The organism is Gaiella occulta (assembly GCF_003351045.1).
Classification (GTDB): Bacteria; Actinomycetota; Thermoleophilia; order Gaiellales; family Gaiellaceae; genus Gaiella; species Gaiella occulta.
On sequence record NZ_QQZY01000001.1, the window covers coordinates 171,191 to 197,675 of the forward strand.

Sequence of the window (26,485 nt, forward strand, 5' to 3'; positions counted from 1 at the left end):
CGGGCTCGACGTGCACGGGCGCTGACGTAGGATCGCCGCTATTCCGGCCGTGCGACCTGGAGGTCTCGTGAGGTGAGCGACCAGACGATCGACACCCTGCTCGACGAGGAGCGGCGCTTCCCGCCGCCGCCCGCGTTCGCGGCGCAGGCGAACGTGCACGCGGACGTGTACGACCGTCCCTTCGAGGAGTTCTGGGAGGCGAACGGCCGCGAGCGGGTGTCGTGGTTCCAGCCTTTCGGCGAGCTCTGCCGCTGGCAGCCGCCGTATGCGCAGTGGTATCTGGGAGGCAAGCTGAACGTCGCCTACAACTGCGTCGACCGGCACGTGGAGGCGGGGCTCGGCGATCGGGTCGCCTACTACTGGGAGGGCGAGCCGGAGGGTGATCGGCTCACGATCACCTACGCGCGGCTGCAGCGGGACGTCGCGCGGATGGCAAACGTCCTCGGGCAGCTCGGTGTCGGGAAGGGCACGGCGGTTGCAATCTACATGGGCATGGTGCCGGAGCTGCCGGTGGCGATGCTCGCGTGCGCGCGCCTGGGGGCGCCGCACACGGTGGTGTTCGGCGGCTTCTCGGCCGACTCGCTGTCGGATCGGATGAACGACATGGGCTGCGAGGTGCTGATCACGCAGGACGAGGCGTGGCGCCGCGGCGGCCGCGTGCCGTTGAAGCGGACGGCGGACGAGGCGATGGCCGCCGCGCCGGGCGTGCGCGCGTCGGTGGTGGTGCGGCGCACCGGCGGCGAGGTGCCGATGACCGAGGGACGCGACCACTGGTACCACGAGGTCGAGGCGTCCGACGATCCCGCGACGGTGCCGTGCGCGCCGATGGACAGCGAGGATCTCCTCTTCCTCATGTACACGTCGGGCACGACGGCGAAGCCGAAGGGGATCGTGCACACGACGGCCGGCTACCTCGTCGGCGTGGCGACCACGCACTGGGCGATCTTCGATCTCAAGCCCGAGTCGGACGTGTACTGGTGCGCCGCCGACATCGGCTGGATCACCGGGCACAGCTACATCGTCTACGGCCCGCTGTGCAACGCGGCCACGTCGGTGCTGTACGAGGGCACCCCCGACTTCCCCGACAAGGACCGCTGGTGGGACATCGTCGAGCGCTACGGCGTGACGACCCTGTACACGGCGCCGACCGCGATCCGGGCGCACATGAAGTGGGGGCCCGAGCACGCGGGCCGCCACGACCTCTCCTCTCTGCGGCTGCTCGGCTCGGTGGGCGAGCCGATCAACCCGGAGGCGTGGATGTGGTACCACGAGCACATCGGCGGCGAGCGCTGCCCTATCGTCGACACCTGGTGGCAGACGGAGACGGGGATGGTGCTGATCACGCCGTTGCCGGGGGTGACGACGACGAAGCCGGGATCGGCCACGAAGCCGTTTCCCGGCGTGCGGGCGGCGGTGCTGAACGAGCAGGGCGAGCGGGTCGAGCAGGGAGGGGGCTACCTCGTGCTCGAGCGGCCCTGGCCTGCCATGACGCGGGGCATCTACGGCGACGACGAGCGCTTCCGCTCCACCTACTGGGAGCGCTTCCCGGGCTTCTACTTCGCCGGCGACGGAGCCCGCATCGACGCCGACGGCGACTTCTGGCTGCTCGGCCGCGTCGACGACGTGATGAACGTGTCGGGCCACCGCATCTCCACGATCGAGGTCGAGTCGGCGCTCGTCGACCACCCGAAGGTCGCCGAGGCCGCCGTGTGCGGCCGCTCGGACGCGACGACTGGCCAGGCGATCGTCGCCTACGTGACGTTGAAGGGCAACGAGGGCCCGTCGCTCGAGATGCTCGAGGAGCTGCGCAACCACGTGGCGCACAAGATCGGCGCGATCGCGAAGCCGGCCAACATCGTGTTCACGCCCGAGCTGCCGAAGACGCGCTCCGGCAAGATCATGCGCCGCCTGCTGCGCGACGTGGCCGAGAACCGGCCGCTCGGCGACACGACCACGCTCGCCGACGCGTCCGTCGTGTCGGAGCTGTCGCAGCGCGCGGCAGAGGCGCCGGCCGACGAGTGAGGTGACTGGCTCCGGCCAGTCGTGCAGCGAGCCGCCGCACGCTCCTACGCGAGCAGGCGCTCGAAGCGCTCGGCGTCGTCGAACGGCCCGATCACGGCGAGATGGAGCCGCTTGCCGAGCACGTCACGTGCGACCCGCTGCACGTCCTCGCCGGTGACGGCGTCGAGCCCGGCGAGCACGGCCTCCGGCTCCTCGGCCGCGCCTTGCAGCACCTCGCGGCGGAGGCCGAACATGATCGTGCCGTGCGGGCTCTCGAGCCCGAGCACGAAGCGGCCCTTCGCGAACGCGCGCGCCTTCTCGAGCTCCTCGCCCGGCACGGGCTCCTCGGCGATGCGGCGCAACTCGCCGGCGATGGTCGTCACGGCGTCGTCGATGCGGTTGATGTCGACACCCGCCTGCGCGTGCATCGAGCCCGCGTCGGTGTAGCTCTGGTTCGTGCCGAACACGTAGTAGGCGAGGCCGCGCCGCTCGCGCACCTCGGTGAAGAGGCGGGAGGACATGCCGCCGCCGAGAACCGTCGCGGCGAGCTGCAGCGCGTAGCGGTCGGGATGGCCGAGCGGGTAGCTGCGCGCGCCGAGCACGAGGTGGGCCTGGTCGGACTGCTTGCCGTGCACGCGCACGGCCGGCCCGTCGCCCGGGATCACGACCGGCTCGGGCTCTCCGGTCTCGCGCGGCTCGATCGAGCCGACGAGTTCCTCCAGCCGCTCGACGAAGCCGTCGCCGACCCGGCCGCCGAGGCCCACCACCATCCGCTCCGGCCGGTACCAGCGGTCGATGAACGAGGTGAACGTGTCGCGGGTCGCCGCGCGCACCGTCTCCTTCGTGCCGATGATGTCCCGGCCGAGCGGCTGGTCGCCGTAGAGCAGGTTCTCGTACACGCCGCCGATCAGGTCGCGCGGCGTGTCGAAGTACATGTTCATCTCCTCGAGGATGACGCCCTTCTCGCGCTCGATCTCCTCGGGGTCGAAGCGCGAGTTGCGCAGCATGTCGACGAGCACGTCGAGCGCGACGTCGCGGCTCTCGGCGGCGCACTTCACGTAGTAGCCCGTGTACTCCTTGCCGGTGAACGCGTTGAGCTCGCCGCCGATGCCGTCGATCTCGCCGGCGATGTGGCGGGCCGTCGGGCGCCGCTCCGTGCCCTTGAAGAACATGTGCTCGGCGAAGTGCGCGATGCCGCCGACGTCGGCGCTCTCGTAGCGTGCGCCGGCCGCGAACATGACGAAGCACGAGACGGACTGGGCCTGCGGCATCGGCGCCGTGAGCACGCGAACGCCGTTGGCGAGTGTGGTGCGCTCGAACACGGGCATGGCGGCCATGGTATAGACCCACCTGTGCCATCCATCGGCATCAGCCACGAGCGTGCTCTCGCCGCCGTCCGCGCCGTCGTCGAGCGGGCAGCGGGGCCCGTCTCGGTCGTCGTCGCCGACGACCACGGGGAGGTCGTGGCGGCGCTGCGGATGGACGGCGCCGCCCTCGACACGGAGCTCAACGCCCGACGCAAGGCGTACACGGCGGCCCGCAGCGACGCCTCCACGACGCGCGCCCTCGCCGCGAAGGCGGCCCGCTCGCCGACGGAGCTCGCGAGCTTCGATCCGTTCTTCTCGTTCTTCCTCGGCGGCGTTGCCGCGTTCGACGAGGGCCGGCGCGTCGGCGCCGTCGGGGTGAGCGGCCTGCCGGGCGAGGTGGACGAGGAGCTCGCGGTCGCGGCGATCCGCGCCGCCGGCCTCGAGCCGGGCGGCCTCGTCTAGCGCCGTCTCCAGACGTTCGACCCGAAACGGGCGCGCGAAGCGCGCCCCTTCAGGATCATCTCGCCCGGCTGCGCAGCAGCCGGGCGAGATGCAGCGAGCATCGAGTGCGGCGTCTCGCAACAAGGCTTTCCGGTGCAATGTTGCGAGACGCCGCACCAGCGCCGGCGCCCGCGCGTCCTCCGAGCCGGGCGCCTCGAGCCCCGCCGTCGGCGATGCCGCGCGACGACGCGGCCGTGGCGGGACGTTCGCTCACTCGAGCGGCAGGATCCTCACAGCAGCTCGGCCACCCCGGCGAGGAGGCGGTCGACCTCCTCCTCGGTGTTCGTGTGCACGACGCCGGCGCGTACCGCTCCCATCCACGGGTCGAGCCCGAGGTGCTTCATCGTCTCGACGGCGTAGTAGTTGCCCCACCACACGGCGACCTCGTGCTTCTCGGCGAGATGGACGGCGACCTCCTCCGAGGTGTGTCCGGGCACGTTGAAGCAGAACGTCGGCACGCGGCCCTCCATCGTCGGCAGGCCGTACAGCTCGACGCCGTCCGGCAGGCCGGCGAGGACGCGCTCGCCGAGCGCCCGCTCGTGGCCCGTGATCGCGTCCCAGCCGATCGACTCGACGTAGTCGACGGCGGCGACGAAGCCGGCGAGCAGCTCGTGCTGGCACGTGCCGAGCTCGAAGCGGTGGCCGACGGGGTGGTCGGCGGCCGGCCGCACCTTGTACGGCTGCCACGACTCGAGCAGCTCCCGCTTGCCGAACGCCATCCCCATGTGCGGGCCGAAGAACTTGTACGGAGAGCAGAGGAGCACGTCGACGTCCCAGTCGGCGACGTCGATCCGTCCGTGCGGGCCGTAGTGGACGGCGTCGGCCCAGGCGAGCGCGCCGGCGCCGTGCGCGAGCTCGACGATCCGCTTCACGTCGGGCGCGGTCCCGACCGAGTTGGCGGCGACAGGGAAGGCGACGACGCGGGTGCGGTCGCTCAGCCGGCGCTCGAGGTCGCCGAGGTCGAGCGAGAGGTCGTCGTGCACGCCGACGATGCGCACGACGACCCCGAGATCGCGCTCGAGGTGCAGCCACGGGGACACGTTGGCGTCGTGGTCGAGCTTGGTCACGAGCACCTCGTCCCCGGCCTCCAGCGTGCGGCCGAGGGCCCGCGTGAGGAGGAAGTTCATCGCCGTCATGCTCTGGCCGAACGCCACCTCGTCGGGCGAGCAGCCGAGGAAGCGCCCCGCCTTCTCATGGGCGAGCTCGACGAGCCGCGACGTTCGCACCGAGGTCTCGTAGGGGGCGCCGACGTTCGCGTTGTCGTGGCGCAGGTAGTGCGCGATCGCGTCGATCACCTCGTCCGGGCACTGCGTGCCGCCCGGGCCGTCGAAGAACGCGAGCCGGCGCTGCAGCGCCGTGAAGCGCGCGCGTGCGGCGGCGACGTCGAGCAGGGTGGCGCTCACGGGATCTCCTCTCCGTTGACAGTCCAGCGGTAGTCGGGCTTCGCGGTCAGCGACGCCCCGACGAAGCAGTCGCGCTCACCCTTCGCGATCAGCTCGCGCACGGCGGCGGGAGCGGGTGCCGGCTCGAGGGTGACGTGGAGGGCGACCGCGACCTCGACGAAGGCGAAGCGGCCGTCCTCCTCGCGTCGCGTCACGACGCCGTGGGCGGACGCGCTCGCGACCGGCTCGAGCCCGGCGCGCCTGGCATGGTGGCGGAAGCTCGTGAGCGTGCAGCGGCACAGTCCGGCGAGCACGAGATGCTCCGGCGTCCACTCCTCCTCCTCGTTGGGGATCGCGATCCCGCCCTTGGAGCTGCGCGCGGTCCAGCCGCGGTCGAGCGATACGTCGTACTCGAAGGTGCGTGCCCGGGTCGGCATGAGACGAGCCTATACGGCTCTGCCGTCCGCACCGTGACGTACGGTTGGGCGCCATGCAGCGGTTGCGACCGTTGAGCGAGCAGGAGTGCTACCTCCGGTGCTACGGATGGGCTGGAAGAGAGGACGCCGTCAAGGTCCTGCGCCCGGCCGACCCCGTGCAGCACGAGCCCTCGAGCGCGCTGACCGAGCGGATTCGCCTCGCGTTCGAGGCGCGCATCGACGCTCGCGCCGCCGAGGCCGCCTGACCCCCTCTCCCTGACGCAGGGCGGGCGGCGATGATGCGGAGGGTGAGCACGCCGTCGGCCGTCCCGGACGTCCTCGGGCCGGACCTCGACGTCGTCTTCTGCGGCATCAACCCCGGCCGCTTCTCGCACGAGGCAGGAGCGCACTTCGCGAACCCGCGCAACGACTTCTGGCGGCTCCTGCACGCGGCGGGATTCACGCCGCGCCTCTACGGCCCGTCCGAGCAGTTCGCGCTGCTGCCCTTGCGCATCGGGATCACGAATGCCGCCTACCGGACGACGCCCGGGTCGGGCGATCTGCGCAAGGCGGACTTCGAGGGCAGCGCCGCGCGGCTCGAGCGGATCGCGCTCGACCTGCGACCGCGGGTGATCGGCTTCGTCGGGAAGGAGGCCTACCGGGGGGTGTTCGGCGGGCGCGCGCCGCACGGGCTGCAAGCGCGCCGTCTCGGCGCGGCGGCCCTGTTCGTCCTGCCGTCGACCTCGCCGGCGAACGCCGCCGTCCCCTGGGCCGAGCGCCTGAGCTGGTTCGCGAAGCTGCGGGAGCTCGTCCCGTGAGCGGGCTCCGGATCCGCGAGGCCGCCCGCGCGAGACGCGGAGCGCGGTTGCCGGCCGCGCCGGATCCATGCCTTTCCTGTTCCGGCGGGACGGGAGCGGTCGCCTCAGGGCTGCGAGCGCTTGGTGATCGGCAGTCGCCAGTCGCGCCCGAAGGCGCGCGGACGGAGCTTCACCCCGGGCGGCGCCTGGCGGCGCTTGTACTCGGCGCGGTCGACGAGCGCGAGCGCCCTCTCGACCGTGGCGGCGTCGAACTCGGAGAGGAGCTCTTCCCGCGAGCGGTCGAGCTCGACGTATGCCTCGAGCACCGGATCGAGTAGCTCGTAGGGCGGCAGCGACTGGTCGTCGCGCTGGTCGGCGCGTAGCTCGGCGCTCGGCGCTCGCTCGATCGTCGAGGCGGGGATGAGCTCGCGACCGGCGCGCTCGTTGAGGTGCCGGCAGAGCCGGAACACGTCGGTCTTGAACACGTCCTTGAGAAGCGCGAAACCTCCGACCATGTCGCCGTACAGGGTCGCGTACCCGACCGCCATCTCGGACTTGTTGCCGGTGGAGACGACGAGCCAGCCGAGCTTGTTCGACAGCGCCATCAGCAGCGTGCCGCGGATGCGGGCCTGCAGGTTCTCCTCCGTCAGATCCGCGCCGCGGCCCGAGAACGACGGTGCGAGCGCCTCCGTGAAGGCCGCCAGCACCGGCTCGATCGGGATCTCACGGAAGTCGAGGCCCAGGTTCTCGCTCAGCGCCCGCGCGTCGTCGCGTGTCTCCGCCGACGAGTAGCGCGAAGGCATCGAGACCGCGTGTACCCGCTCGGGGCCGAGCGCGTCGGCCAGGATCGCCGCGCTGAGCGCCGAGTCGATGCCGCCGGAGACGCCGAGCACGACGCTCTCGAAGCCGTTCTTGTCGACGTAGTCGCGCACCCCGAGGCCGAGCGCCCGCCGCATCTGCTCGAGCTCCGGCAGGAACGGAGCGATCGTGCCCGGCGCCGCCTCCGTCCGTGCACGCGGCGCCGTAATCTCGACGACGGGGATCTCGGGCAGCCGCTCGCGGGAGCGCTCGAGCTCGCGGCGGCGCACGTCCCGCAGGCGCCGGCCGATCGCCTCGGTCGGGTCGATGTCGACGACGAGCAGCGCCTCCTCGAATCCGGGAGCGCGTGCGATCACCTCGCCTTCGTCGTCGAGCACGACCGAGTGGCCGTCGAAGACGAGCTCGTCCTGGCCGCCGACGAGGTTGCAGAACGCGAGATACGACGCGTTGTCACGCGCGCGCGTGACGAGCATCTCCTCGCGGTCCTCCGCCTTGCCGACATGGAACGGGGACGCCGACAGGTTCACGAGCAGCTGGGCGCCGGCGAGCGCGAGGTCGGTGGCGGGCGGGCCGGGTTGCCAGATGTCCTCGCAGATCGTGGGCCCGACCAGCACGTCGCCCGCGCGCAGCAGCATCAGCTCGCGGCCCTCGGCGAAGTAGCGGTGCTCGTCGAAGACACCGTAGTTGGGAAGGAAGCGCTTCCGGTACACGCCGGCCACGGCTCCGTCCGAGAGCACGGCGCATGCGTTGGAGAGGTCGCGGTCGAACAGCGGGCAGCCGACGAGAGCCGTGATCCCCCGCGTCGAGGCCGCGATCTCCTCGAGCGTCGTGCGCGCCGCCTTGACGAAGGCCGGGCGCAGCAGGAGATCCTCCGGCGGGTAGCCGGTGACGGCGAGCTCCGGCAGCACGACGAGGTCGGCGCCCGCCGTGCGCGCCGTACGTACCGCGTCCGCGATCTTCGCCCCGTTGCCGTCGAGGTCGCCGACGACGACGTTCAACTGTGCGAGCGCGAGCCTCACTGGGGCGCATCCTCCCGGTTCGAGGGGACCTCCGGCAGACATGTTTTCGACCCGGAGGCGCAAACGTCACTCTACCGGCATGGAGCTCGCGCCCGTCACGATCGCCCGCCGCTACCGGGGGCCGCGCACGTCGGCCAACGGCGGCTACGCGGCGGGTCTGCTCGCCGGCGCCCTCGGAGCGGGCGCAGCGGAGGTGACGCTGCGCCTGCCGCCGCCGCTCGACCGGCCGCTCGAGCTCCGGCGCGAGGGCGAGCGGATGCTGATGCTCGACGCCGAGGTGCTCGTGGCGGAGGCGCGCCCCGCCGATCCCGGCCTCGTGCCCCCTCCGCCGCCGTCGTGGGACGAGGCGGTCGCCGCCGCGCGCGCCGCGGGAGGATGGGGCGCTCCGGCGTTCGACGAGTGCTTCGTCTGCGGCGTGCGCCCGGACGGGCTCGAGATCCACGCGGGCCGAGTCGAGAGCCGACCGCCTCTCGTCGCCGCGACCTGGGTCGCGCACGAGGTCGCGCCGGAGATCGTGTGGGCGGCGATCGACTGCCCCGGCGCCTACGCGTTGCGCGGCGAGGGGCGCGGCGAGCCGCTGCTGGCGCGGATCACCGCGCGCCTCGACCGTCTCCCGCAGGAGGGAGAGCGCTGCGTCGTCGTCGGCTGGCCGCTCGACGAGGACGGCCGCAAGCGGCACGCGGGCACCGCCCTGTACGGGGAGGACGGCGAGCCGCTCGCCGTGTCGGCGCAGCTGTGGATCGCACCGCGACCGCCGCGGTGACGGCCGCTACGCCGTGCGCGGCGTGAGCCCGACGAGCAGGCCGCCGTCGTCGTCGTACGCCGGGAAGAGGTCGACGGTGACGGGCTTGCGAATGCCGGCGCGCGTGACGAGGTCGAGCTCCTGGCCGAGCTTGCGCACACCCCACTCGCGTACGACCTCGATCGCCTCGCCGTCCGACAGCGAGAGCGCGGTTGCGACGTCCTGGCCCATCAGGTCGGCGTCGTGCCATCCGGTCAGCTCGAACACGCCCCGCCCGACGGCGAGCACGCGGGCGTCGGCGTCGCAGACGAGGAAGCCGGTCGACGGCGCCGGATAGAAGTCCTCGAGCAGCTGGAAGACGAACCCGAACCCGCAGCGGCGGCACTGAGGCTGCGCCGAGCCCGTGAGCCCCTCGAACCCGTCGACGTCGACCGAGCGGTTCTTGCAGTTCGGGCAGATGTAGACGGGCATCGCCGCCGATCGTACGCGCCGCTGCGGTTCAGGCGCTGTTAACCGCCCGCGCGGGGCGGCCCCCTGATTGTTAGTATCCACTAACTTATCGCCGTCGGCGCTCGAGCACGAGAGGGAGGCGGATGAAGGCCAGGATCCTCGCGGAGGAGAACAGGAAGTGGTGGACGCTCGCCGCCGTCGCGTTCGCCCTCTTCATGATCATGCTCGACAACACCGTCGTGAACGTGGCGCTGCCCGCGATCCAGCGCGACCTCGGCATCGGCGTCGCGGAGCTCGAGTGGGTCGTCACGGGCTACGCGCTCAGCTTCGCCGTGCTGATGCTGACGGGAGGAAAGCTCGCCGACATGTTCGGCCGGCGGCGGGTGTTCCTGGTCGGCCTCGCCGTGTTCACCCTGTCGTCGCTCTTCTGTGGACTGGCGGGCAGCGCCGAGCTGCTCATCGCCGCCCGCGTCGTCCAGGGAGTGGGCGCCGCGTTCATGATGCCCGCGACCCTCTCGATCATCACCGCCACCTTCCCGCCGCGGGAGCGCGGCACGGCGCTCGGGATCTGGGCGGGCGTGTCGGCGATGGCGCTCGCGTTCGGCCCGCTCGTCGGCGGTCTGGTCACCCAGCACCTGGGCTGGAACTGGGTCTTCTACGTGAACGTCCCGGTGGGCCTGCTCGGCCTCGTCGCCGCCCGCGTGATCATCCGCGAGTCGCGCGACACCTCGCACGAGCAGCGGCTCGACCTTCCCGGCCTGCTCACGTCGGGCGTCGCCCTGTTTGCGCTCGTGTTCGCCCTCATCGAGGCGAACGGCTACGGCTGGACGTCGTCGACCATCCTCGCGCTCTTCGGGCTCGCGGCCGCCGCAGGCGTCGCCTTCGTCCTGCTCGAGCTGCACCAGCGGCTTCCCATGTTCGACGTGACGGTCTTCCGCAACCCCACCTTCGCGGGAGCGAACGTCGTCGCGCTCCTCGTCTCGCTCGCGATGTTCGGGGTGTTCTTCTTCATCTCGCTCTACATGCAGAACGTGCTCGGCTACAGCGCCGTGCGGGCAGGCGCGTCGTTCCTGCCGATGACGCTGCTGATCATCCTCGTCGCGCCGATCGCAGGGAGGTCGTCCGACAGGCTCGGCTCGCGCTGGCTGATGGCCGGCGGCATGACGCTCGTCGGCTCCTCCCTGCTCCTGTTCGCCCGGCTGCAGGCCGACTCGTCGTACTGGACGCTGCTGCCGGCGATGGTGCTCGGCGGCGTCGGCATGGCGATCACGATGACGCCGATGACCGCCGCCGCGCTCAGCTCGGTGCCCGTCGACAAGGCAGGCGTCGGCTCGGGCATCCTCAACACGTTCCGCCAGGTCGGCGGCTCGCTCGGGATCGCCGTCATGGGAGCGATCCTCGCCGCGGAGTCGCGGTCGTCCCTCGCCGCCGGCGCGACGGCGGTCGAGGCGTTCATGAGCGGCCTGCACCGCGCCCTCTACGTCGCGGCGGCGGTGGCGTTCGCGGCCGCGCTGACCGCCGCGGTGACGGTGAGAAGCCACGCGCGCGGCCGACCCGCCCCGGATTCGCAGCAGCCGGCCGCCGGACCGGCGTGACCGCCGCCTCGCCGTCGCCACGGCTGCCCGCGGCCGAGCGTCGCCGGCAGATCGTGGCGGCGGCTCAACGCGTGTTCGCGTCGACGAGCTACGCCGGCGCCACGACGGCGTTGATCGCGCGTGAGGCCGGCGTGTCCGAGCCGCTCCTGTACCGCCATTTCCCCTCGAAGCGCGAGCTCTGGTTCGCCTGCCTCGACGCCGCGTGGGCAGATCTGCGTGCGGCGGTCGAGGCGTCTCTCGAGCGTCTTGCCGAGTCGAACGGGGAGCTCGTGGGCGTCGACGACGTGGTGGCGACGTCGCCGTGGCGCAGCCCTCTGCTCGCCACGCTCTGGATCCAGGGCGTCACGGAGGCGGCCGACGACCGAGAGCTGCAGCAGCGCGTCCGTCGCCATCTGCGCCAGGTGCACGGCTTCGTGGCCGGCCTCTTGCGCGCCGCGCAGGAGCGGGGGCTCGTTCCCGCCGACCGGAACCCGGACGCAGAGGCATGGATCTTCGTCGCCGGTGGGCTCCTGCGCTCCGTCGTCGGCCGGCTCGGAGGCGTGCTCGGCGACGACGATCTCGCCGCGATCGCGCGCGAGCGCCGGCGCTGGCTCTCGGGCAGCGCCTGAGCGACTGCTCAGAAGGGCACACGCAACAGCCAGAACACCAGCATCCCCACCGCGATCGCGACCCACAGCTGCCGCGTGCGCCAGGCGGCGAGCGCCGCCAGGGTGGCTGCCGCGAGCCGGATGCCGGCCTCTCCCCGCGCTCCCTCCAGCGACGGCGTGACGAGGGCGGCGAACACCGCGATCGGCACGAAGTGGAGGAACCGCACCCAGAACGGCGGCAGCTGCGTCTTCAGCGCGAGTCCGGCGAAGCGCGACCCGAACGTGACGGCGACCATGCCGGCGACGGTGAGCCAGAAGGTCACGCGACCTCGCGGGCGGCATCGTCGGCGTGGAACGACGTGTCGAGCGGGCGCCCGCGTGTCAGCCAGGCGCCGAGCAGGCTTCCTCCCACACCCGTGAGGAGGATCGGCAGGCCGCCGGGCAGCGCGCCGGCGAGGGCGTAGGCCAGCGCGCCGGAGGCGACCGCTACGGCGAGCTCGACCCGCGTGCGCACGAGCGGTACGAGCAGAGCGAGGAACGCGAGGGGAAAGATGAGGTCGACGCCGATCTTCTCCGGGTCGGGGATCGCGGCGCCGAGCAGGGCGCCCGCGAGCGTCGCCAGGTTCCACGTCAGGAACAGGCTGAGCTCCGCGCCGAGCAGGAAGGCGAACGATCGCTCGCGTGCGGCGGCGACGACCCCGAACGCCTCGTCGGTGAGGAAGAAGGCGGCGGCGGGGCGCTCGCGCCGCGTCAGCGGCAGCTCCCTCCCGAGCGAGAGCCCGTAGAGCACGTGCCGCACGTTGAGGAGGAACGTCGTCAGCACGATCTCGACACCTGCGGTCCCCGTGCCGAGGAGCCCTGCTGCGCTCACCTGTGCGCTGCCGGCGAACACGAGTGCGGACAGCGCCTGCGTCTCGATGATCGTGAGGCCCGCCCCGCGTGCCGTGACCGCGTACGCGACGCCGAACGGCACGACGCCGAGCCACAGCGGAGCCAGCGCACGGAAGCCGCGGGAGAACGGGGAGCGCGCGCGTTCGCGGGCCATGTGCCGATCCTACGGTGACGGGCCGACTCGCCCGCGAAACGGGAAACGCCCCCGGCTGCGGCTTCCGGGGGCGTTTCGATGAGGCGTCCCGTACGGGGCGAGAGCTGGAGATCGTGACTCTGCGGCCCAGACACGACCCCCGCACCCTCACCGCTCCGGTGCGGTTGCGCCCCTCGCACCGCGCCTGGCGTCTGGCTGCGATGCGCTGGTGCCTTCACACTAGGAGCCGTGTCCGGAAAAGTCAAGTAGCTCGGTCAAGTGATTTGCGCTACGGTCTACTTCACCGATGGAATCACGCGTCTGGAGCCTGAAACTCCCCCTTCGGAGGGAGTGCGCCGGAGAGGTGGAGCGCCTTGACTGAGGGGCTGATGGACGACGGCAGCGCACGGATACTCGAGGATGCGGACACCACGCCCCCGGAGGCGACGCCCGGCGTCCCCGTCTCCCGTCTCGGCGACCGCCTTCGCTCGCTCCGCCTCGCCGCGGGGCTGACGCAGACGCAGCTCGCCGGCGAGCGGTTCTCGAAGGAGTACATCTCGCAGATCGAGCGGGGCAAGACGCGCCCGACGGACGAGACGCTCGGCTGGCTCGCGGGACGCCTCGGCGTCGACGAGGCGTTCCTCGCCCGAGGCGTCTCGACGGACGAGCGAGGTCGGCTCGAGGCGCTGCTCGCGCGCGCCGAGGCGCTGTCGGAGTCGCACCGCTACGACGAGGCCGCCGAGCTCTTCGCGCTCGCGCGTGCGGACGTCGCGGCCGCCGGCTCGGCGGAGCTCGAGGTGCGAGCGCTCGCCGGAGAGGCCTGGGCGGAGTCCCAGCGCAGCGATGTCCGCCGCGCGATCGAGTTGCTCGCCGTCGCCCGCGATCTCGCCGAAGGGCCGCAGTTCTCCGATGCCGATCGTGCCGAGCTGCTGTTCCGGCTCGGGGTCTGCCGCTACAAGCTCTCGAGCATCGCAACGGCCGTGGCGCTGTTCGACGAGGCGCTCGACCTGGCCGAGCGCTCGGGCCTGCCGTGCGACCTGCTTCGCGCAGACATCCTCGGCTGGCGCTCTCGCTGCCGCCGCCGCCAGCGCGACTTCGAGGCGGCGCGCGAGGACGTCGAGCGCGCGCTCGAGCTGGCGCAGGGGATGGACGACCGACGGGTCGTGGCGAACACGTACTTCCAGGCATCTCTCGTCGCCGAGCGCATGGGTCACTGGGTCCTCTCGCGCAACTATGCGCAGCGGGCGAAGGCGCTCTACCAGGAGCTCAACGACGAGCGCAACGTGGGTCGCATGATGATGAACCTCGGCGGCCTGCACCTCCTCCTCGGCAAGCCGCAACAGGCGATCGAGCATCTGAAGGCGTCGTTCGCGCTCGCCGTCGAGACCGGGTCGCGGCCGGACGCCGCGCAGGCGCTCGGCAGCCTGGCCACGGTGCACCTGCACCTCGCCGAGTACGACGCGGCCGACGAGCACGCGCGCAAGGCGCTCGAGCTCCTCGAGGGGCGGGAGGACTATCCCGACGAGGTCGGTCAGTCGTACGTCGTGCTCGGCCGGGCGCTGCTCGAGCGGGGGCGCCTCGACGAGGCCGAGGAGTGTTTCAGGGCTGCAGATGCCGTCTTCGAGCAGATGGCGTCGATCAGCCACAGGGCGGGGGCGTGGGTCGCGCTGGGGGATCTCGCGAGTCGTCGGGGAGACGACTGCGAGGCAGCGCGTCTGTACCGGAACGCCGCAGCGGCGCTCCAGGACATCCGCTTCTAGGAAGGAGGAACGGACATGCGTCACGCTCGACTGCTCTTGCTCCTGGCGAATCTTGCGCTCGCCGCCGCCTGGCTCGGGAAGTTCTACCCCAAGTCGCACACCTGGTCGGACGGGCACTAGACCGCTCTCCGCTGCGGCTAGACTCGGGCGTGGATGCGCCCGGCCGCAGCCCTCATCGCCACCGGCTTCGCGCTCGTGCTCGCCGGCTGCGGCACCTCCGGCGGGACGAGCGCGGGGACGTCGACCACGACGACCACCACCGCCGAGACGTCGGCAGCGCCTCCGGGGACACTGGAGGCGCTCTGGCGTGGACCAGGCGAGGACGTGGCGGTCGTCCCGGGCACATCCGACTACGGCCCGGGGGTGAACAGGGTCTCGTTCCTCGTCGTCGACGGGCAGTCGCGGCTGGTCGAGCGCCCGGCGGCGCGCGTGTGGATCTCACGCGGCCTGCGCCGGAAGCCGTATGCCGAGGCCACGGCCCGTCTCGAGCGCATCGGCGTCCCCGGAGGCGCCGCGGCCGACGCCGAGAGCATCTACGTCGTCTCGGTGCGCACGCCCGCGCCGGGCACGTACTGGCTGCTCGCCGAGCCTGTCGGGGGCAAGAGGATCCAGGCGCTCGGCAACGTCGTCGTGAAGAAGGAGGCAGTCGCCCCGTCGATCGGCGACCGGGCGTTCCCGTCGCGCAACCCGACGCTCGCGGCCGGGGTCGACGCGAAGGCCGTGACGACGGCGCAGCCGCCCGACAGCGAGCTGTTGCGGACGACGGTCGCCGCCGCGCTTGCCGCGAAGCGGCCGTTCGTCGTCACCTTCGCCACCCCGCTCTACTGCCAGACGCGCACCTGCGGACCGGTGGTGCAGGTCGTCCAGTCCGTCGCGAAGCGGTGGCGTGGCAAGGGCATCGACTTCATCCACGTCGAGATCTACGAGGGCAACGACCCCGCCAGGGGCACGAACCGCTGGGTGAACGAGTGGAGGCTTCCGACCGAGCCGTGGACGTTCGTCGTCGACCGCACCGGCGTGATCCGGGCGCGGATCGAGGGGGCCTTCGGCGCCGGCGAGCTCGAGGCCGCCGTGGAGAAGGTCGCTCCGTAGCGCGCGCCCGCCGAGCCGGCGGCGGCGACGTGCGGTTACGCTGTCGGCATGTCCCGCGTGCTCACCTCGCTCCCGCTCGGGGAGCGCGTCGGCATCGCCTTCTCCGGCGGCCTCGACACCTCCGTCGCCGTCGCCTGGATCAGGGAGAAGGGCGCCGTTCCGTATGCGTTCACGGCCGACCTCGGCCAGTACGACGAGGACGACGTTGCCGGCGTCGGCGCGCGCGCCTTCGAGTACGGCGCCGAGGAGGCCGTCGTCGTCGACTGCCGCGGGCAGCTCGTGCACGAGGGCCTGGTGGCGTTGCAATGCGGCGCCTTCCACGTCTCGAGCGCGGGCAAGACCTACTTCAATACGACGCCGCTCGGTCGCGCCGTGACGGGGACGATGCTCGTGCACGCGATGAAGGAGCACGGCGTCGACGTGTGGGGTGACGGCTCGACCTACAAGGGCAACGACATCGAGCGCTTCTTCCGCTACGGGCTGCTCGCCAATCCGCAGCTGCGCATCTACAAGCCGTGGCTCGACGCGCTCTTCGTCGAGGAGCTCGGCGGGCGCAAGGAGATGAGCGAGTGGCTGCTCGAGCGGGGGCTCCCGTACCGCGCCTCGGTCGAGAAGGCCTACTCGACCGATGCCAACATCTGGGGCGCCACGCACGAGGCGAAGGAGCTGGAGCTGCTCGATCGCTCGATGGCGCTCGTGGAGCCGATCATGGGTGTCGCCCACTGGGATCCGGCGGTCGAGATCGCGCCCGAGGTGGTCCGCGTCGCGTTCCGCGAGGGCTGGCCGGTGGCGCTCAACGGCCACGCGTTCGACGACCGCGTCGAGCTCGTGCGGGCGGCGAACGAGATCGGCGGCCGCCACGGCCTCGGCATGTCCGACCAGATCGAGAACCGCATCATCGAGGCCAAGTCGCGCGGCATCTACGAGGCGCCCGGCATGGCGCTGCTGTGGATCGCCTACGAGCGGCTCGTCAACGCGGTCCACAACGAGGCGACGATCGACAACTACCGCACCATGGGCAGACGGCTCGGCCGGCTGCTCTACGAGGGCCGCTGGTTCGATCCGCAGGCGCTGATGCTGCGCCAGAGCCTGCAGAGCTGGATCGGGCTCGCGATCACCGGCGAGGTCGCGATCGAGCTGCGCCGCGGCGACGACTACACGGTGCTCGACACCACGAGCCCCACCGCCACCTACCATCCCGAGCGCCTGTCGATGGAGAACGTGGAGAGCACGTTCGGCCCGGTCGACCGCATCGGCCAGCTGACGATGCGACTGCTCGACATCGAGGACTCACGCGGCAAGCTCGAGCTGTACGGCCACGCGGGGCTGACGCAGGCGGCCGGCCCGCTCGAGCTCCTGGGCGAGAGTGGCGACCCGGGCGACGCGTAGCCCGGCTACACGTCCCCCCCGGCGCGCTCGATGACGACGACGGGCACGCGGGCGTGCGGGGACAGCCGCAGCAGCGCCCGCACGATCTCGGCGCAGTCCTGCGGCTGGATCATGGTGTTGCCCGGGACCCCCGACCATTCCGCCATCGGCGTGTCGACGAAGCCCGGGCAGAGGGCGCTCGCGCGCACGCCGTGGGCGGCCTCCTCGCGGTCGAGCGAGCGCGTGAGCGCGATCAGCGCCGCCTTTGCGGCGCCGTAGGCGGCGAGGCCGGGCGTCGGCAGGGTGCCGGCGATGGAGGCGAGGTTGATCACGTGCCCGCGCGTGGTGCGCAGGTGCGGCAGCGCCGCGCGCGTGACGAGGAAGGCGCCGCGCAGGTTCACGCTCTGCTGCAGGTCCCAGTGCTTCGTCTGCGTGTCGCCGACCAGCCCGGCGATACCTACGCCGGCCGAGTTGACGAGGACGTCGAGGTCGCCGTGGCGCTCGACGTGCTCGGCGACCATCCGCGTGCAGTCGTCCTCCGAGGACACGTCCGCCTGCACGATCGTGCAGGCGAGCTCCTCCTGCGCCGCCTCGAGCCGCTCCCGCCTGCGCGCGGCGAGCGTCAGCCCGTATCCCTCGTCACGCAGCATGCGCGCGATCGCGAGACCGATGCCGGATGAGCCGCCGGTGACGAGCGCAGAGGGCATCTGCCGATCCTCGCACAGAAGGCACGAGGGCCGCCAGAAGGGGGGTGGCGGCCCTCGTTCGTCAGGGGAGAGAGGGAAGGGGAACGAGTCTCTCCGCTCCCTCGCTTTCGGCGTGCGCTCGATCGCTCCTGCACCCCTGCCGTACACTCGGACGGTGACCGAGATCCCGACGCTGACGTCGCTTGCCAAGGCGGGCGGCTGCGCCGCCAAGTACTCGGCCACGAGGCTCGAGACGCTGCTGGCGGGGCTCGTCCCCGTCGTCGCGGAGGATCTCCTCGTCGGCCTCGACCCCGCCGACGACGCGGCCGTGTACCGCCTCGACGCCGAGCGGGCGCTCGTCTTCACCGTCGACTTCTTCCCCCCGCTCGTCGACGACCCGCGCGCGTTCGGCGCCATCGCGGCGACGAACGCGCTCAACGACGTGTTCGCGATGGGAGGCGCGCCCCTCCTCGCGCTCTCGATCGCCGCTTTCCCGGAGGAGCTGCCGACGGAGATGCTGGGCGAGATCCTCGCCGGCGCCGACGAGGCGGTGCGGGCGGCGGGGGCGATCCTCGCCGGCGGGCACACGATCCGGGACGTCGAGCCGAAGTACGGCCTTGCCGTCGTCGGCACCGTGCATCCCGGCGGCATCTGGCCGAAGAGCGGTGCCCGTGCCGGCGACGTGCTCTACCTGACGAAGCCGCTGGGAACAGGTCTCGTCCTCCAGGCGCAGCGCGAGGGGCGCGCTCCCCGCGGCGCGCTGGCGGCGGCGGTGGCGCAGATGCGGACGCTGAATCGTGAGGCGGCGGACGTGCTGCGCCCCTTCCAGCCGCACGCGGTCACCGACGTGACCGGGTTCGGCCTGCTCGGCCATGCGCACGAGATGGCATCGCGCAGCGGCGTCCGCGCGCTGCTCGACGCCGGGGCGCTGCCGGCGCTCCCGGGCGCGCTCGAGCTCGCGCAGGCGGGCGTGCGCACGGGGGGCGACCGGCGCAACCGCGAGTACGCCGGCCCGCACGTCGACAGCGCCGCCTCCGCCGTGGCGGAGGCGCTCGCCTTCGATCCCCAGACGGCCGGCGGCCTCCTCGTCGCCCTGCCGTCGCAGAAGGCCGCCGTCGCGGAGGCCGCGTTCGCCGTCGCCGGTCTGCCGTTCCATCGCATCGGACGCGTCGAGCCCGGCAGCGGCGTCTCGCTACGGTAGGAGCATGCAGACTCCGGAGCCTCTGCTCGGGCGGAGCCCGGCCCGCTCGAACGGAGCGCTCGCCCGCCTCCGCGGCCGCTTCGGCCGCGAGGTCGCCCCCGCGCGGCTCGCCCGCATCGCAGCCGTCTCGGTCTTCTCCCTGTGGGTGGTCGTCACGGGCGGCGCCGTCGTGCGGCTGACCGCGTCCGGGCTCGGCTGCGACAACTGGCCTCGCTGCGGGGACAAGCCGTATCCCGAGAAGGGCGGCCACGCGGCGATCGAGTTCGGCAACCGCATGGTCGCGCTCGTCGGCATCGTCATAGCGGTCGTCACGTGGCTCGCCGCCCGGCGTGTCGGCGGGCTCCCCGGGCGCGTGCGTACCGTCGCGCTCCTGACCGCGCTGGGGACGGTCGCGCAGATCCCGCTCGGCGGGGTCACGGTGCTGCTGGAGCTGCACCCTCTCGCGGTGATGTCCCACTTCCTGCTCGCGCTGCTCGTGCTCGCCGGCGCGATCGTCGTCGCGCTCGAGGCGTGGGCGGGGCCGGTCGGGCCCGCGCCGCCGGTCGGCCCCGGGTGGCTGCGTCGTGCCGCGCTCGTCGGCGTTGCCGCCTGTGCCGTGCTCGTCGTCACGGGTGCCGTCGCCACCGCTTCGGGGCCGCACTCCGGCGGCCGCGACATCCGGCGCCTCGGGCTCGGGATCAGCGACACCGTGTACGTCCACGTGCGCGCGACGGCGGTCTTCGGCATCGGTGTGCTCGTCGTCGGTGTGTTCCTGTGGCGGCTCCGCCACAACTACCCCGGCATCGCGCGACTTGCGCTCGGGCTCGTCGGCGTGCTCGTCGTGCAGGCGGCCGTCGGTGAGATCCAGTACCGCAGCGCGCTCCCCTGGTGGCTCGTCGTCATCCACGTCTCGCTCGCGGCGACGATCTGGTCGCTCACGGTCGGCATCGCATACGCCCTCTGGCGGCCGCCGCCGGCTCTCGCCCGCGACGATGCCACGTGAGAGATCCGGGCTAAGCTGCGCGGATGGACGGCGAGCTGCGTATCAGCGAGCGGCCGCTGCTGCGGCGACCGGTCATGGTCGCCGCCTTCCGCGGCTGGAACGACGGCGGCCAGGCGGCGACGCTCGCCGGCGGCTCGCTGGCGGCGTCGTGGGAGGCAACCCGGTTCGCCGACATCGATCCCGAGGGATTCGTCGACTTCCAGGCGACGCGACCGCTCGTGACCCTGGACGAGGGACTGACGCGCCGCATCGACTGGCCGGAGACGGCCTTCTACTGCGCGCCGATCCCGGGCGCCGACCGTGACGCGGTGCTGCTCCTCGGCGTCGAGCCGAACTACCGCTGGCGCACGTTCACCGAGATCGTCGTCGGGCTCGCGCGCGATCTCGGCGTCGAGCTCGTGGTCACGCTCGGCGCGCTGCTCGCGGACGTGCCGCACACCCGTCAGGCGCCCGTGACCGGCGCCGCGAGCGACCCGTCGCTCGTAGAGGAGCTCGGACTGCAGCACGCGCGCTACGAGGGGCCGACCGGCATCGTGGGCGTCCTCCACGACGCCTGCCGCGCGGCCGGCATCCCCTCCGTCAGCCTGTGGTCGGCCGTGCCTCACTACGTGTCGCTCGCTCCGAGCCCGCGCGCGGCCCGCGCGCTGTGCGAGCGGCTGGGCGAGCTGATCGGCGTGCCGATCGACGTCTCCGAGCTCGCCGAGGCGGAGGCGGCCTACGCCGAGCAGGTGTCGCAGGCGGTCGCATCCGATCCTGACACGGCCGCGTACGTCGAGGAGCTGGAGCGGCGCGCGGATTCGCTCGAGGAGATCATGGACGAAGGCGAGTTGCCGACCGGGGAGTCGCTCGCAGCCGAGCTGAGCCGTTTCCTGCGTGAGCGGGAAGAGCCGCGCGACGGCGAGCAGCCGCCCGCGTAACGCTCAGGCGGCGTCGACGCCGGACACGGACACGGACGCGGCCGCGGCCGCCGGCTCGGGCGCGCGAGGCGCGACCTCGGTGCCGGCGCCGAGGTCGCGCTCCGCCGCGGCGGCCGCCGGCGATCCGTCGGCGGCCGCGACCTCCGACGTCGGGCCGGCAGGCTTCTTCTTCTTGCGCCGCCGCCGCGTCTTGCGTGCCGGCGCCTTCGGGGCGGGCAGGTTGTCGGCGAGGGCGGCGGCGATCTCCTCGATCGCCCCGAGCTCCTCGCGGGCGCGGTCGAGCAGCGCGTTCGCCCTCGGCGTGTAGCCCTCGGCGCTCGCGAGCAGCGCCGCGCCGCCCGTGAGCGGGAGCGCTCGCGCGACCTGCACGAGCTTTGCCACGTTCTCCTCGTGGCGATGCCCACGCGAGTTGGCGACGGCGCCGAGCAGGCGCTTCGCCTCGGGAAACTCCTGACTCGCGCGCCGATCCTGGGTCTTGCGGGTGGCGCGCGCGAGCTTCCACGTCCACCGTGCGAGGATCTGCTCGGGCGCGCTCGCCTTGCCCTCGCCGATGGCGCGCAGCAGGACGCGCACGCCTGCCGCGCGATCCTTCTCCCACGGGGGCGCCTGCGTCACGAGCGTCACCAGGTCGTCGAAGTCGGCGCGCTCGACCGGCGTGGCGACGCGGTCGGCGAGCGCGGTCATGCGCAGTCGCCGATTCGGGTTCTCGGCCGCGCAGATGGACAGGAACGTCTCCAGCGCGCCCTTGCCCGCACGCCCCTCGGTGAACTTGCGCGCGAACTCGGCCCGCTGGTCGAAGCGGATCTGGCGGCCCGCGATCGTCGCCCAGAAGCGCTGCTCCTCGTCGTCGAGGAACTTCGGGTCGATGCGCTGCCATTCGCGCTGGATCACGAGCAGCCGGCGCGTCACGTCCGGGGTCACGGGCACGAGCCACGGCACCGGTGAGAGGAGACGCCGCGCTCGGCGCTGCTGGCGGCGGCGCGGGGCGGGTGTGACGCGGGCGCCCTCGCGGTAGAAGTCGGCGTCGAGCAGCGAGTGCAGCGAGATCACGCGGTCGTTGTGCGTCGAGCTCTTCGTGACGAAGTCGACGACGATGCCGGCCTCCTTGCGCGGGTGCATGCGCATGATGCGTCCGATGCGCTGCTGGTAGACGCGGCGCGACGCGGTCGGCGCCAGGTGGAAGCACACGGTCGCCCGCGGCGAGTTCCAGCCCTCGGCGAGCAGCTGCGCATTGATGAGCACGTTGATCTCGCCGCGCTCGTAGGCGGCGAGCGTCTCGGCGAGCTTCACCGGCGGTGTGCGGCCCGAGACGGCCTCGGCCTTGATGCCGGCGGCGCGGAACTCCTGTGCGAGGTTGTAGGCGTGCTCGACCCCCGCCGCGTACACGATGCCGGGCGTCATGCCGAAGCGGTCGCGGTAGAGGCTCGCGGCGGCCTGGTTGAGCGCGGCGTGGTCGAGCGCGGCCGCGAGCGCGCGCTCCTCGAAGTCGCCGCCGACGATGGGCACCGAGTTGATCGCCGCGGCGGGCGGCACGCGCAGGCAGCGCAGCGGAGCGATGAGGCCGCGCCGCGCAGCGTCGGCGAGCGGCAGGTCGTCGACGGAGGCGGGGAACACGTCCGACACCTGCTTCGCGATCAGCTGCTCGGTCGCGGTCATGCCGATGTAGACCGGCTCGCTGAACGACCGGATCGCGGCGCTCGTCTTCTCGCCGAGGGCCGTGTGCGCCTCGTCGCAGATCACGAGCTGGTAGGCCGTGCGGGAGATCTCGTCGGCATGGCGGGCGAACCACGCGTAGGTCTGGATCGTGATCGGGTCGTCGCGCAGCGGCTCGAGGCCGCTGCCGATCGCGTCGGCGAAGCGGCCGGCGTAGCCCTCGGCGGTGAGGTCGCGCTGGAACTGCGAGACGAGCAGGCGGCGGTGGGTGAGGATGAGGACCCCGAGGTGGCGTGCCGCCTCGACGAAGCCGGCCGCCGCGATCGTCTTGCCCGACGCGGTCGGATGGCGGAAGCGGTAGCGCCGCGCCGCGCCCGGGTCGTCGCCGCTGAAGGCGGCCTCGTCCGCGTCCTCGTCGATGACGCCGGCGTCGAAGTCGTCGTCCTCCTCGTCGAGCTCGGCGGCATCGGCTGCCTCGGCGCCGTGCCCGTCGCCGTTTCCGTTCTCCTCGGCGGCACGCTGATTGGCCGCGATCAGCTCGGTGAGCATGCCGGCGAGCGCGTCCACCTGGTGGCGGCGCAGCTCGGTGCCCGCGGCGGTCGCCGGCGTCGGCGAGGCGAGCACCCGCTCCAGCCCGAGCATGAGCCCGTAGCGGACGCGCCAGCGGCTCGACGGCGTGCGCCGGCCGGCCTCGATCTCCGCGAGCGCGCTGTCGAGCGCGCCACGGCGCGCCGTGCCGGGCGCGAGCGCGACCGCAGGGTTCTCGCCGGCATGGAGGAACGGCTCGCCGTACCAGGCCTGGGCGCGGAGCGCGGCGGCTTGCAAGCCCTCTGCCGGCTCCGACGACGGATGTGTCGGGATGAGATCGGTCTCGTGCATATGCGCAGCACGCCGTGGCGGTGCTGCTCTCCTGAAGGATCAGCACGCTCACGCGTTTCCGGCGCGGCGAGCGCTGCTGTGGGGCTGACTGTACCGGAACGCAGCGGACGGTGGAGGTAATTCGCCGAGATCCGCTACGACCCGAGCGGCCTGCCGGACACCCGTACCGAGATTCCCTCCTGGTCGAGGTGCTTCGTGATACCGCCGCGGAAGAACGGGAACCCGGCGCCGAGTATCAGGCACGCGTCGATGTCGCCGGCGGAGGCGACGACCCCCTCGTCGAGGATGTGACGGCACTCGTCGGCGAGCGCCTCGAGGATCGCCAGGTGGATCTCGTCGACGCTCCTGCGCCCGTCGCCGGTGCGCACGATCTCCATCTCGCCGTCGGCGAAGCTCTCGAGCGTGGGCGAGAGCGGGAAGCGGTCGGGATACGCGTCGTGCAGGGTGTGGAGCACGTGGTTCGCAACGCGCGGGCCGACCATCGCGAGGAGCGCCGACGGTGGCATCGGGATCCCGATGCGGAGCGCCGCCTCGTCGGTCTCCTCGATCGTGTTCCCGTGCTCGAGCGCCTGCATGAGCACGCTCGATTGCCGCGTGAGCAGCCGGTTGACGACGAACGCCGGCGCGTCCGCCACGAGCACCCCGCGCTTGCCGAGCTTCTTCGTCACGTCCCATGCGGTTGCGAGCGTGACGTCGTCGGTAGCCCGGGTGCGCACGAGCTCGACGAGGGGCAGCACCGCGACCGGGTTGAAGAAGTGCATGCCGACGACGCGCTCGGGCCGGCGCAGGCCGGCGCCCATCGCGGTGACGCTGAGCGACGAGGTGTTGCTGACGAGCAGGCACTCGTCCGGCACGATCGCCTCCAGCGCGCCGAACACCTGCTGCTTGACCGCGATCTCCTCGAACACCGCCTCGATCACGAGGTCGCAGCCGCTGTACGCCTCGGTGCCTTCGGCGCCGGTCACGATCGAGCCGAGGAAGCGCGCCTTGCCCTCGCCGATCCGTCCCTTCGCCGCCTGCTTCTCGAGATCGGCGCGGATCGCCGCGACGGCCTCCCCGACACGCTCGCAATCGACGTCGGTGATCACGAGCGGCACCTCGAGCCGGCGCAGGAACAGCGTCGCGAGCTGCGTCGCCATCAGGCCCGCGCCGACGACGCCGACCTTCCGGATCCGCCGCGGCGTGGCGTCGGGGATGCCGGCCCCGCGCTTCACCCGCCGCTCGACGAGATCGAAGGCGTAGACGCCCGCCTGCGCCTGGGGTCCGGGCAGCAGCTCGGCGAGCGCGTCCTCCTCGGCGGCATAGCCCTCGTCGATCGTCCACGCGGCGGCGCCGGCGATCAGCTCGAGCGCGCGGTAGGGCGCGAAGGCGGCCCCGTGCACGACATCGTCGACCGCATGGCGCGCCTTCTCGCACACGGCGGCCGCGTCGGACAGGTCGACGGGCTCGCGCGGCCGGCGATCCTCCTCGATCGCTCGCGCGAGCCACTCGATCGAGTCGTCGAGGAGCTCGACGTCCTCGAGCAGAGCGTCGGCGAGGCCGATCTCGACCGCGAGGCCCGCGTCGATGAGCCGGTTCTGCTTGAGGGGGTTCGCGACGACGAGCTCGACGGCCTTCGCGGCGCCGACGAGGCGCGGCGTCAACTGGGTGCCGCCCCAGCCCGGGATGATCCCGAGGAACACCTCGGGGAAGCCGATGTGGCGTACCGAGCGGGCCACCGTGCGGAAGCGGCAGTGCAGGGCGATCTCGAGGCCGCCTCCGACGGCGGCGCCGTTGATCGCCGCGAGCGTCGGGAAGGGGAGATCGCGGACGGCGGCGAAGGCGCCGTGACCGGCCCTGGCGGCCGCACGCGCGAGATCGGGGTCGGTCATGTGCGGGAACTCGGCCAGGTCGGCGCCCGCCGCGAACACGAACGGCTTGCCGGTGAGCACGAGCCCGCGCCAGTCGCCCGTCTGCAGCCCCGGCAGCAGCTCCGCCAGCGACTCGAGCGCGGCGCGGCCGAACACGTTCGGCTTCTGCCAGTCCTCGCCGTTGTCCATCGTCACGACGGCGATCGGGCCGACGCGCGTCGAGACCCGCTGCAGGAGAAAGCGGGTGGGGCGATCAGGCATGCCGCACGTTCTCCCACAGAAGCGCCGCGCCCATGCCCATGCCGATGCAGAGCGCCGTCAGCCCGTAGCGTGCGCGGCGCTGCCGCAGGCCGTAGGCGAGCTGCGCCATCAGCCGCACTCCGGTCGCCGCCAGCGGATGGCCGCATGCGATCGCGCCGCCGTAGGGGTTCAGGCGCGGGTCGTCCGCTGCGACGCCGACGCCGTCGCACCAGGTCAACACCTGGATCGCGAACGGCTCGTTCAGCTCGAACACGCCGATGTCGTCGATCGTCAGCCCCGCCTGCGCGAGCACGCGCTTCGTCGCGGGTACCGGCCCGACGCCCATCAGATGGGGTTCGACGCCGGCGTAGGCGAACCCGACGAGGCGCATGGCCGACTCCAGCCCGAGCTCGTCCGCCACGCTCTCGGCGGCGAGGAGGCCCGCCGTGGCGCCGTCGGTGAGCCCGGCGGAGTTCCCGGCGCTGACGCGGCCGCCCGCGCGGAACGGCGTCGTCAGCGAGGCGAGCCCCTCCATCGTCGTCTCGGGGCGCAAGAACTGGTCGCGGTCGGCGACCGTCCAGCCCTCGTCGGTGAACACGCTCATCGGCACGACCGTCTGCGCCATCACGCCGTCGGGGTCGGCCCAGGCGGCGGCGGCCTTCGCCTGCGAAGCGACGGCGAAGGCGTCCGCCGCTTCCTTCGTCAGGTGTGGGAAAGCGTCGTGCAGGTTCTCCGCGGTCTGCCCCATGACGGCCGCGCTGCGGTCGATCAGTCGCTCGCCGGCGAAGCGCGGGTTGAAGTCGACCTCCTCGCCCATCGGGTGGTGGCCCATGTGCTCAACGCCGCCGACGACGACGAGGTCGGCGGCGCCCATGGCGATCTCCCCGGCACCGGCGGTCGTGGCCGTGAGCGCGCCGGCGCACATGCGGTCGACGGAGAAGCCGGGCACGGAATGGGGGAGGCCCGCGAGCAGGCCGACGTCGCGGCCGAGCGTCAGTCCCTGGTCGCCGACCTGCGCCGTGGCGGCGATGATCACGTCCCCGATGCGCTCGGGCGGCACGTTCGGGTTGCGGCGCAGCAGCGCACGCACGGCCTTGACGGCCATGTCGTCGCCGCGCGTCTTCCAGAACCAGCCGCCGGGGCCGGCCTTGCCGAACGCGGTACGGACGCCGTCGACGAACACCACTTCGCGCAGCTCGCGTGCCATCCGGGGGAGA

General features: G+C 72.5%; 24 protein-coding genes. 13 read left to right on the forward strand and 11 right to left on the reverse strand.

Annotated features, from left to right (window positions below):
* Nucleotides 1-72 precede the first annotated feature (72 nt).
* Nucleotides 73-2,022, forward strand: a complete 1,950-nt coding sequence (gene acs, locus Gocc_RS00825) for an acetate--CoA ligase (protein WP_114794641.1) — start codon at nucleotides 73-75, stop codon at nucleotides 2,020-2,022.
* 44 nt (nucleotides 2,023-2,066) lie between these two features.
* Here the strand turns inward: acs and Gocc_RS00830 are convergent, their stop codons facing one another.
* Nucleotides 2,067-3,329 carry a M16 family metallopeptidase gene (locus Gocc_RS00830; protein ID WP_181813264.1) on the reverse strand — a complete coding sequence of 421 codons (1,263 nt, stop codon included), beginning with the start codon at nucleotides 3,327-3,329 and terminating at the stop codon, nucleotides 2,067-2,069.
* A gap of 24 nt (nucleotides 3,330-3,353) precedes the next feature.
* Between Gocc_RS00830 and Gocc_RS15605 the strand changes: the two genes are divergently transcribed.
* Entirely contained in the window at nucleotides 3,354-3,770 is a 417-nt protein-coding gene (locus Gocc_RS15605; RefSeq protein WP_181813265.1) for a GlcG/HbpS family heme-binding protein, read from the forward strand.
* A gap of 269 nt (nucleotides 3,771-4,039) precedes the next feature.
* Here Gocc_RS15605 and Gocc_RS00835 read toward each other — a convergent pair whose 3' ends face one another.
* Complete coding sequence (locus Gocc_RS00835; RefSeq protein WP_114794643.1) at nucleotides 4,040-5,212, reverse strand: cysteine desulfurase-like protein; 1,173 nt, start codon at nucleotides 5,210-5,212, stop codon at nucleotides 4,040-4,042.
* On the reverse strand, nucleotides 5,209-5,628 hold the full coding sequence (locus Gocc_RS00840) for an OsmC family protein (protein ID WP_114794644.1): 420 nt from the start codon (nucleotides 5,626-5,628) through the stop codon (nucleotides 5,209-5,211). The genes Gocc_RS00835 and Gocc_RS00840 overlap by 4 nt, the downstream gene beginning before the upstream one ends.
* A 53-nt stretch (nucleotides 5,629-5,681) precedes the next feature.
* Between Gocc_RS00840 and Gocc_RS15610 the strand changes: the two genes are divergently transcribed.
* Nucleotides 5,682-5,873, forward strand: coding sequence for a hypothetical protein (locus Gocc_RS15610; protein WP_147281137.1), 192 nt, complete (start codon nucleotides 5,682-5,684; stop codon nucleotides 5,871-5,873).
* Between the two features lie 42 nt (nucleotides 5,874-5,915).
* A complete protein-coding gene (locus Gocc_RS00845; RefSeq protein ID WP_181813266.1) occupies nucleotides 5,916-6,425 on the forward strand; it encodes a mismatch-specific DNA-glycosylase in 510 nt (169 codons plus the stop codon).
* Nucleotides 6,426-6,529: 104 nt separating this feature from the next.
* Here Gocc_RS00845 and Gocc_RS00850 read toward each other — a convergent pair whose 3' ends face one another.
* On the reverse strand, nucleotides 6,530-8,242 hold the full coding sequence (locus Gocc_RS00850) for an NAD+ synthase (RefSeq protein ID WP_220150373.1): 1,713 nt from the start codon (nucleotides 8,240-8,242) through the stop codon (nucleotides 6,530-6,532).
* Between the two features lie 79 nt (nucleotides 8,243-8,321).
* Between Gocc_RS00850 and Gocc_RS00855 the strand changes: the two genes are divergently transcribed.
* The gene (locus tag Gocc_RS00855; protein WP_114794647.1) at nucleotides 8,322-9,005 is read left to right on the forward strand and encodes a hypothetical protein; all 684 of its coding nucleotides are present in this window, start codon (nucleotides 8,322-8,324) and stop codon (nucleotides 9,003-9,005) included.
* A 6-nt stretch (nucleotides 9,006-9,011) separates the two neighbouring features.
* Here Gocc_RS00855 and Gocc_RS00860 read toward each other — a convergent pair whose 3' ends face one another.
* Entirely contained in the window at nucleotides 9,012-9,455 is a 444-nt protein-coding gene (locus Gocc_RS00860) for a nitrogen regulation protein NR(II) (protein ID WP_114794648.1), read from the reverse strand.
* A 122-nt stretch (nucleotides 9,456-9,577) separates the two neighbouring features.
* Here Gocc_RS00860 and Gocc_RS00865 point away from each other — a divergent pair, with 122 nt between their 5' ends.
* Together Gocc_RS00865 and Gocc_RS00870 are read left to right on the forward strand one after the other, a co-directional pair.
* Nucleotides 9,578-11,029 carry an MFS transporter gene (locus tag Gocc_RS00865; protein WP_114794649.1) on the forward strand — a complete coding sequence of 484 codons (1,452 nt, stop codon included), beginning with the start codon at nucleotides 9,578-9,580 and terminating at the stop codon, nucleotides 11,027-11,029.
* Complete coding sequence (locus tag Gocc_RS00870; RefSeq protein WP_114794650.1) at nucleotides 11,026-11,637, forward strand: TetR/AcrR family transcriptional regulator; 612 nt, start codon at nucleotides 11,026-11,028, stop codon at nucleotides 11,635-11,637. The genes Gocc_RS00865 and Gocc_RS00870 overlap by 4 nt, the downstream gene beginning before the upstream one ends.
* A gap of 8 nt (nucleotides 11,638-11,645) precedes the next feature.
* Here the strand turns inward: Gocc_RS00870 and Gocc_RS00875 are convergent, their stop codons facing one another.
* Complete coding sequence (locus Gocc_RS00875) at nucleotides 11,646-11,939, reverse strand: AzlD domain-containing protein (RefSeq protein ID WP_220150374.1); 294 nt, start codon at nucleotides 11,937-11,939, stop codon at nucleotides 11,646-11,648.
* Nucleotides 11,936-12,661 (reverse strand): AzlC family ABC transporter permease, encoded by a 726-nt coding sequence (locus tag Gocc_RS00880; RefSeq protein WP_114794651.1) that lies wholly within the window; start codon nucleotides 12,659-12,661, stop codon nucleotides 11,936-11,938. The genes Gocc_RS00875 and Gocc_RS00880 overlap by 4 nt, the downstream gene beginning before the upstream one ends.
* A gap of 353 nt (nucleotides 12,662-13,014) precedes the next feature.
* Here Gocc_RS00880 and Gocc_RS00885 point away from each other — a divergent pair, with 353 nt between their 5' ends.
* The 3 genes from Gocc_RS00885 (at nucleotide 13,015) to argG (ending at nucleotide 16,881) form a co-directional block, all read left to right on the forward strand.
* Nucleotides 13,015-14,400, forward strand: coding sequence for a helix-turn-helix transcriptional regulator (locus tag Gocc_RS00885; RefSeq protein WP_147281138.1), 1,386 nt, complete (start codon nucleotides 13,015-13,017; stop codon nucleotides 14,398-14,400).
* Nucleotides 14,401-14,553: 153 nt separating this feature from the next.
* Nucleotides 14,554-15,492 (forward strand): TlpA family protein disulfide reductase, encoded by a 939-nt coding sequence (locus Gocc_RS00890; protein ID WP_114794653.1) that lies wholly within the window; start codon nucleotides 14,554-14,556, stop codon nucleotides 15,490-15,492.
* 48 nt (nucleotides 15,493-15,540) lie between these two features.
* Nucleotides 15,541-16,881, forward strand: coding sequence for an argininosuccinate synthase (argG, locus tag Gocc_RS00895; RefSeq protein WP_114794654.1), 1,341 nt, complete (start codon nucleotides 15,541-15,543; stop codon nucleotides 16,879-16,881).
* Nucleotides 16,882-16,886: 5 nt separating this feature from the next.
* Here the strand turns inward: argG and Gocc_RS00900 are convergent, their stop codons facing one another.
* Nucleotides 16,887-17,567, reverse strand: coding sequence for an SDR family oxidoreductase (locus tag Gocc_RS00900; RefSeq protein WP_114794655.1), 681 nt, complete (start codon nucleotides 17,565-17,567; stop codon nucleotides 16,887-16,889).
* A 154-nt stretch (nucleotides 17,568-17,721) separates the two neighbouring features.
* On the opposite strand from Gocc_RS00900, the gene selD reads away from it, so the two are divergent.
* The 3 genes from selD to Gocc_RS00915 are packed head-to-tail and all read left to right on the forward strand — an operon-like array spanning nucleotide 17,722 to nucleotide 20,646.
* Complete coding sequence (gene selD, locus Gocc_RS00905) at nucleotides 17,722-18,747, forward strand: selenide, water dikinase SelD (protein WP_181813267.1); 1,026 nt, start codon at nucleotides 17,722-17,724, stop codon at nucleotides 18,745-18,747.
* Nucleotides 18,748-18,751: 4 nt separating this feature from the next.
* Nucleotides 18,752-19,729, forward strand: a complete 978-nt coding sequence (locus Gocc_RS00910) for a COX15/CtaA family protein (protein ID WP_114794657.1) — start codon at nucleotides 18,752-18,754, stop codon at nucleotides 19,727-19,729.
* A gap of 23 nt (nucleotides 19,730-19,752) precedes the next feature.
* Nucleotides 19,753-20,646: a PAC2 family protein gene (locus Gocc_RS00915; protein ID WP_114794658.1), complete on the forward strand. Its 894-nt coding sequence runs from the start codon at nucleotides 19,753-19,755 to the stop codon at nucleotides 20,644-20,646.
* A gap of 3 nt (nucleotides 20,647-20,649) precedes the next feature.
* Here the strand turns inward: Gocc_RS00915 and Gocc_RS00920 are convergent, their stop codons facing one another.
* From Gocc_RS00920 to Gocc_RS00930, 3 genes are all read right to left on the reverse strand, one after another.
* Nucleotides 20,650-23,124: a DEAD/DEAH box helicase gene (locus Gocc_RS00920; RefSeq protein WP_181813268.1), complete on the reverse strand. Its 2,475-nt coding sequence runs from the start codon at nucleotides 23,122-23,124 to the stop codon at nucleotides 20,650-20,652.
* Between the two features lie 188 nt (nucleotides 23,125-23,312).
* A complete protein-coding gene (locus tag Gocc_RS00925) occupies nucleotides 23,313-25,289 on the reverse strand; it encodes a 3-hydroxyacyl-CoA dehydrogenase NAD-binding domain-containing protein (RefSeq protein ID WP_114794660.1) in 1,977 nt (658 codons plus the stop codon).
* Nucleotides 25,282-26,475, reverse strand: a complete 1,194-nt coding sequence (locus tag Gocc_RS00930; protein ID WP_114794661.1) for a thiolase family protein — start codon at nucleotides 26,473-26,475, stop codon at nucleotides 25,282-25,284. Before Gocc_RS00930 ends, Gocc_RS00925 begins: the two co-directional genes overlap by 8 nt.
* Nucleotides 26,476-26,485 lie beyond the last annotated feature (10 nt).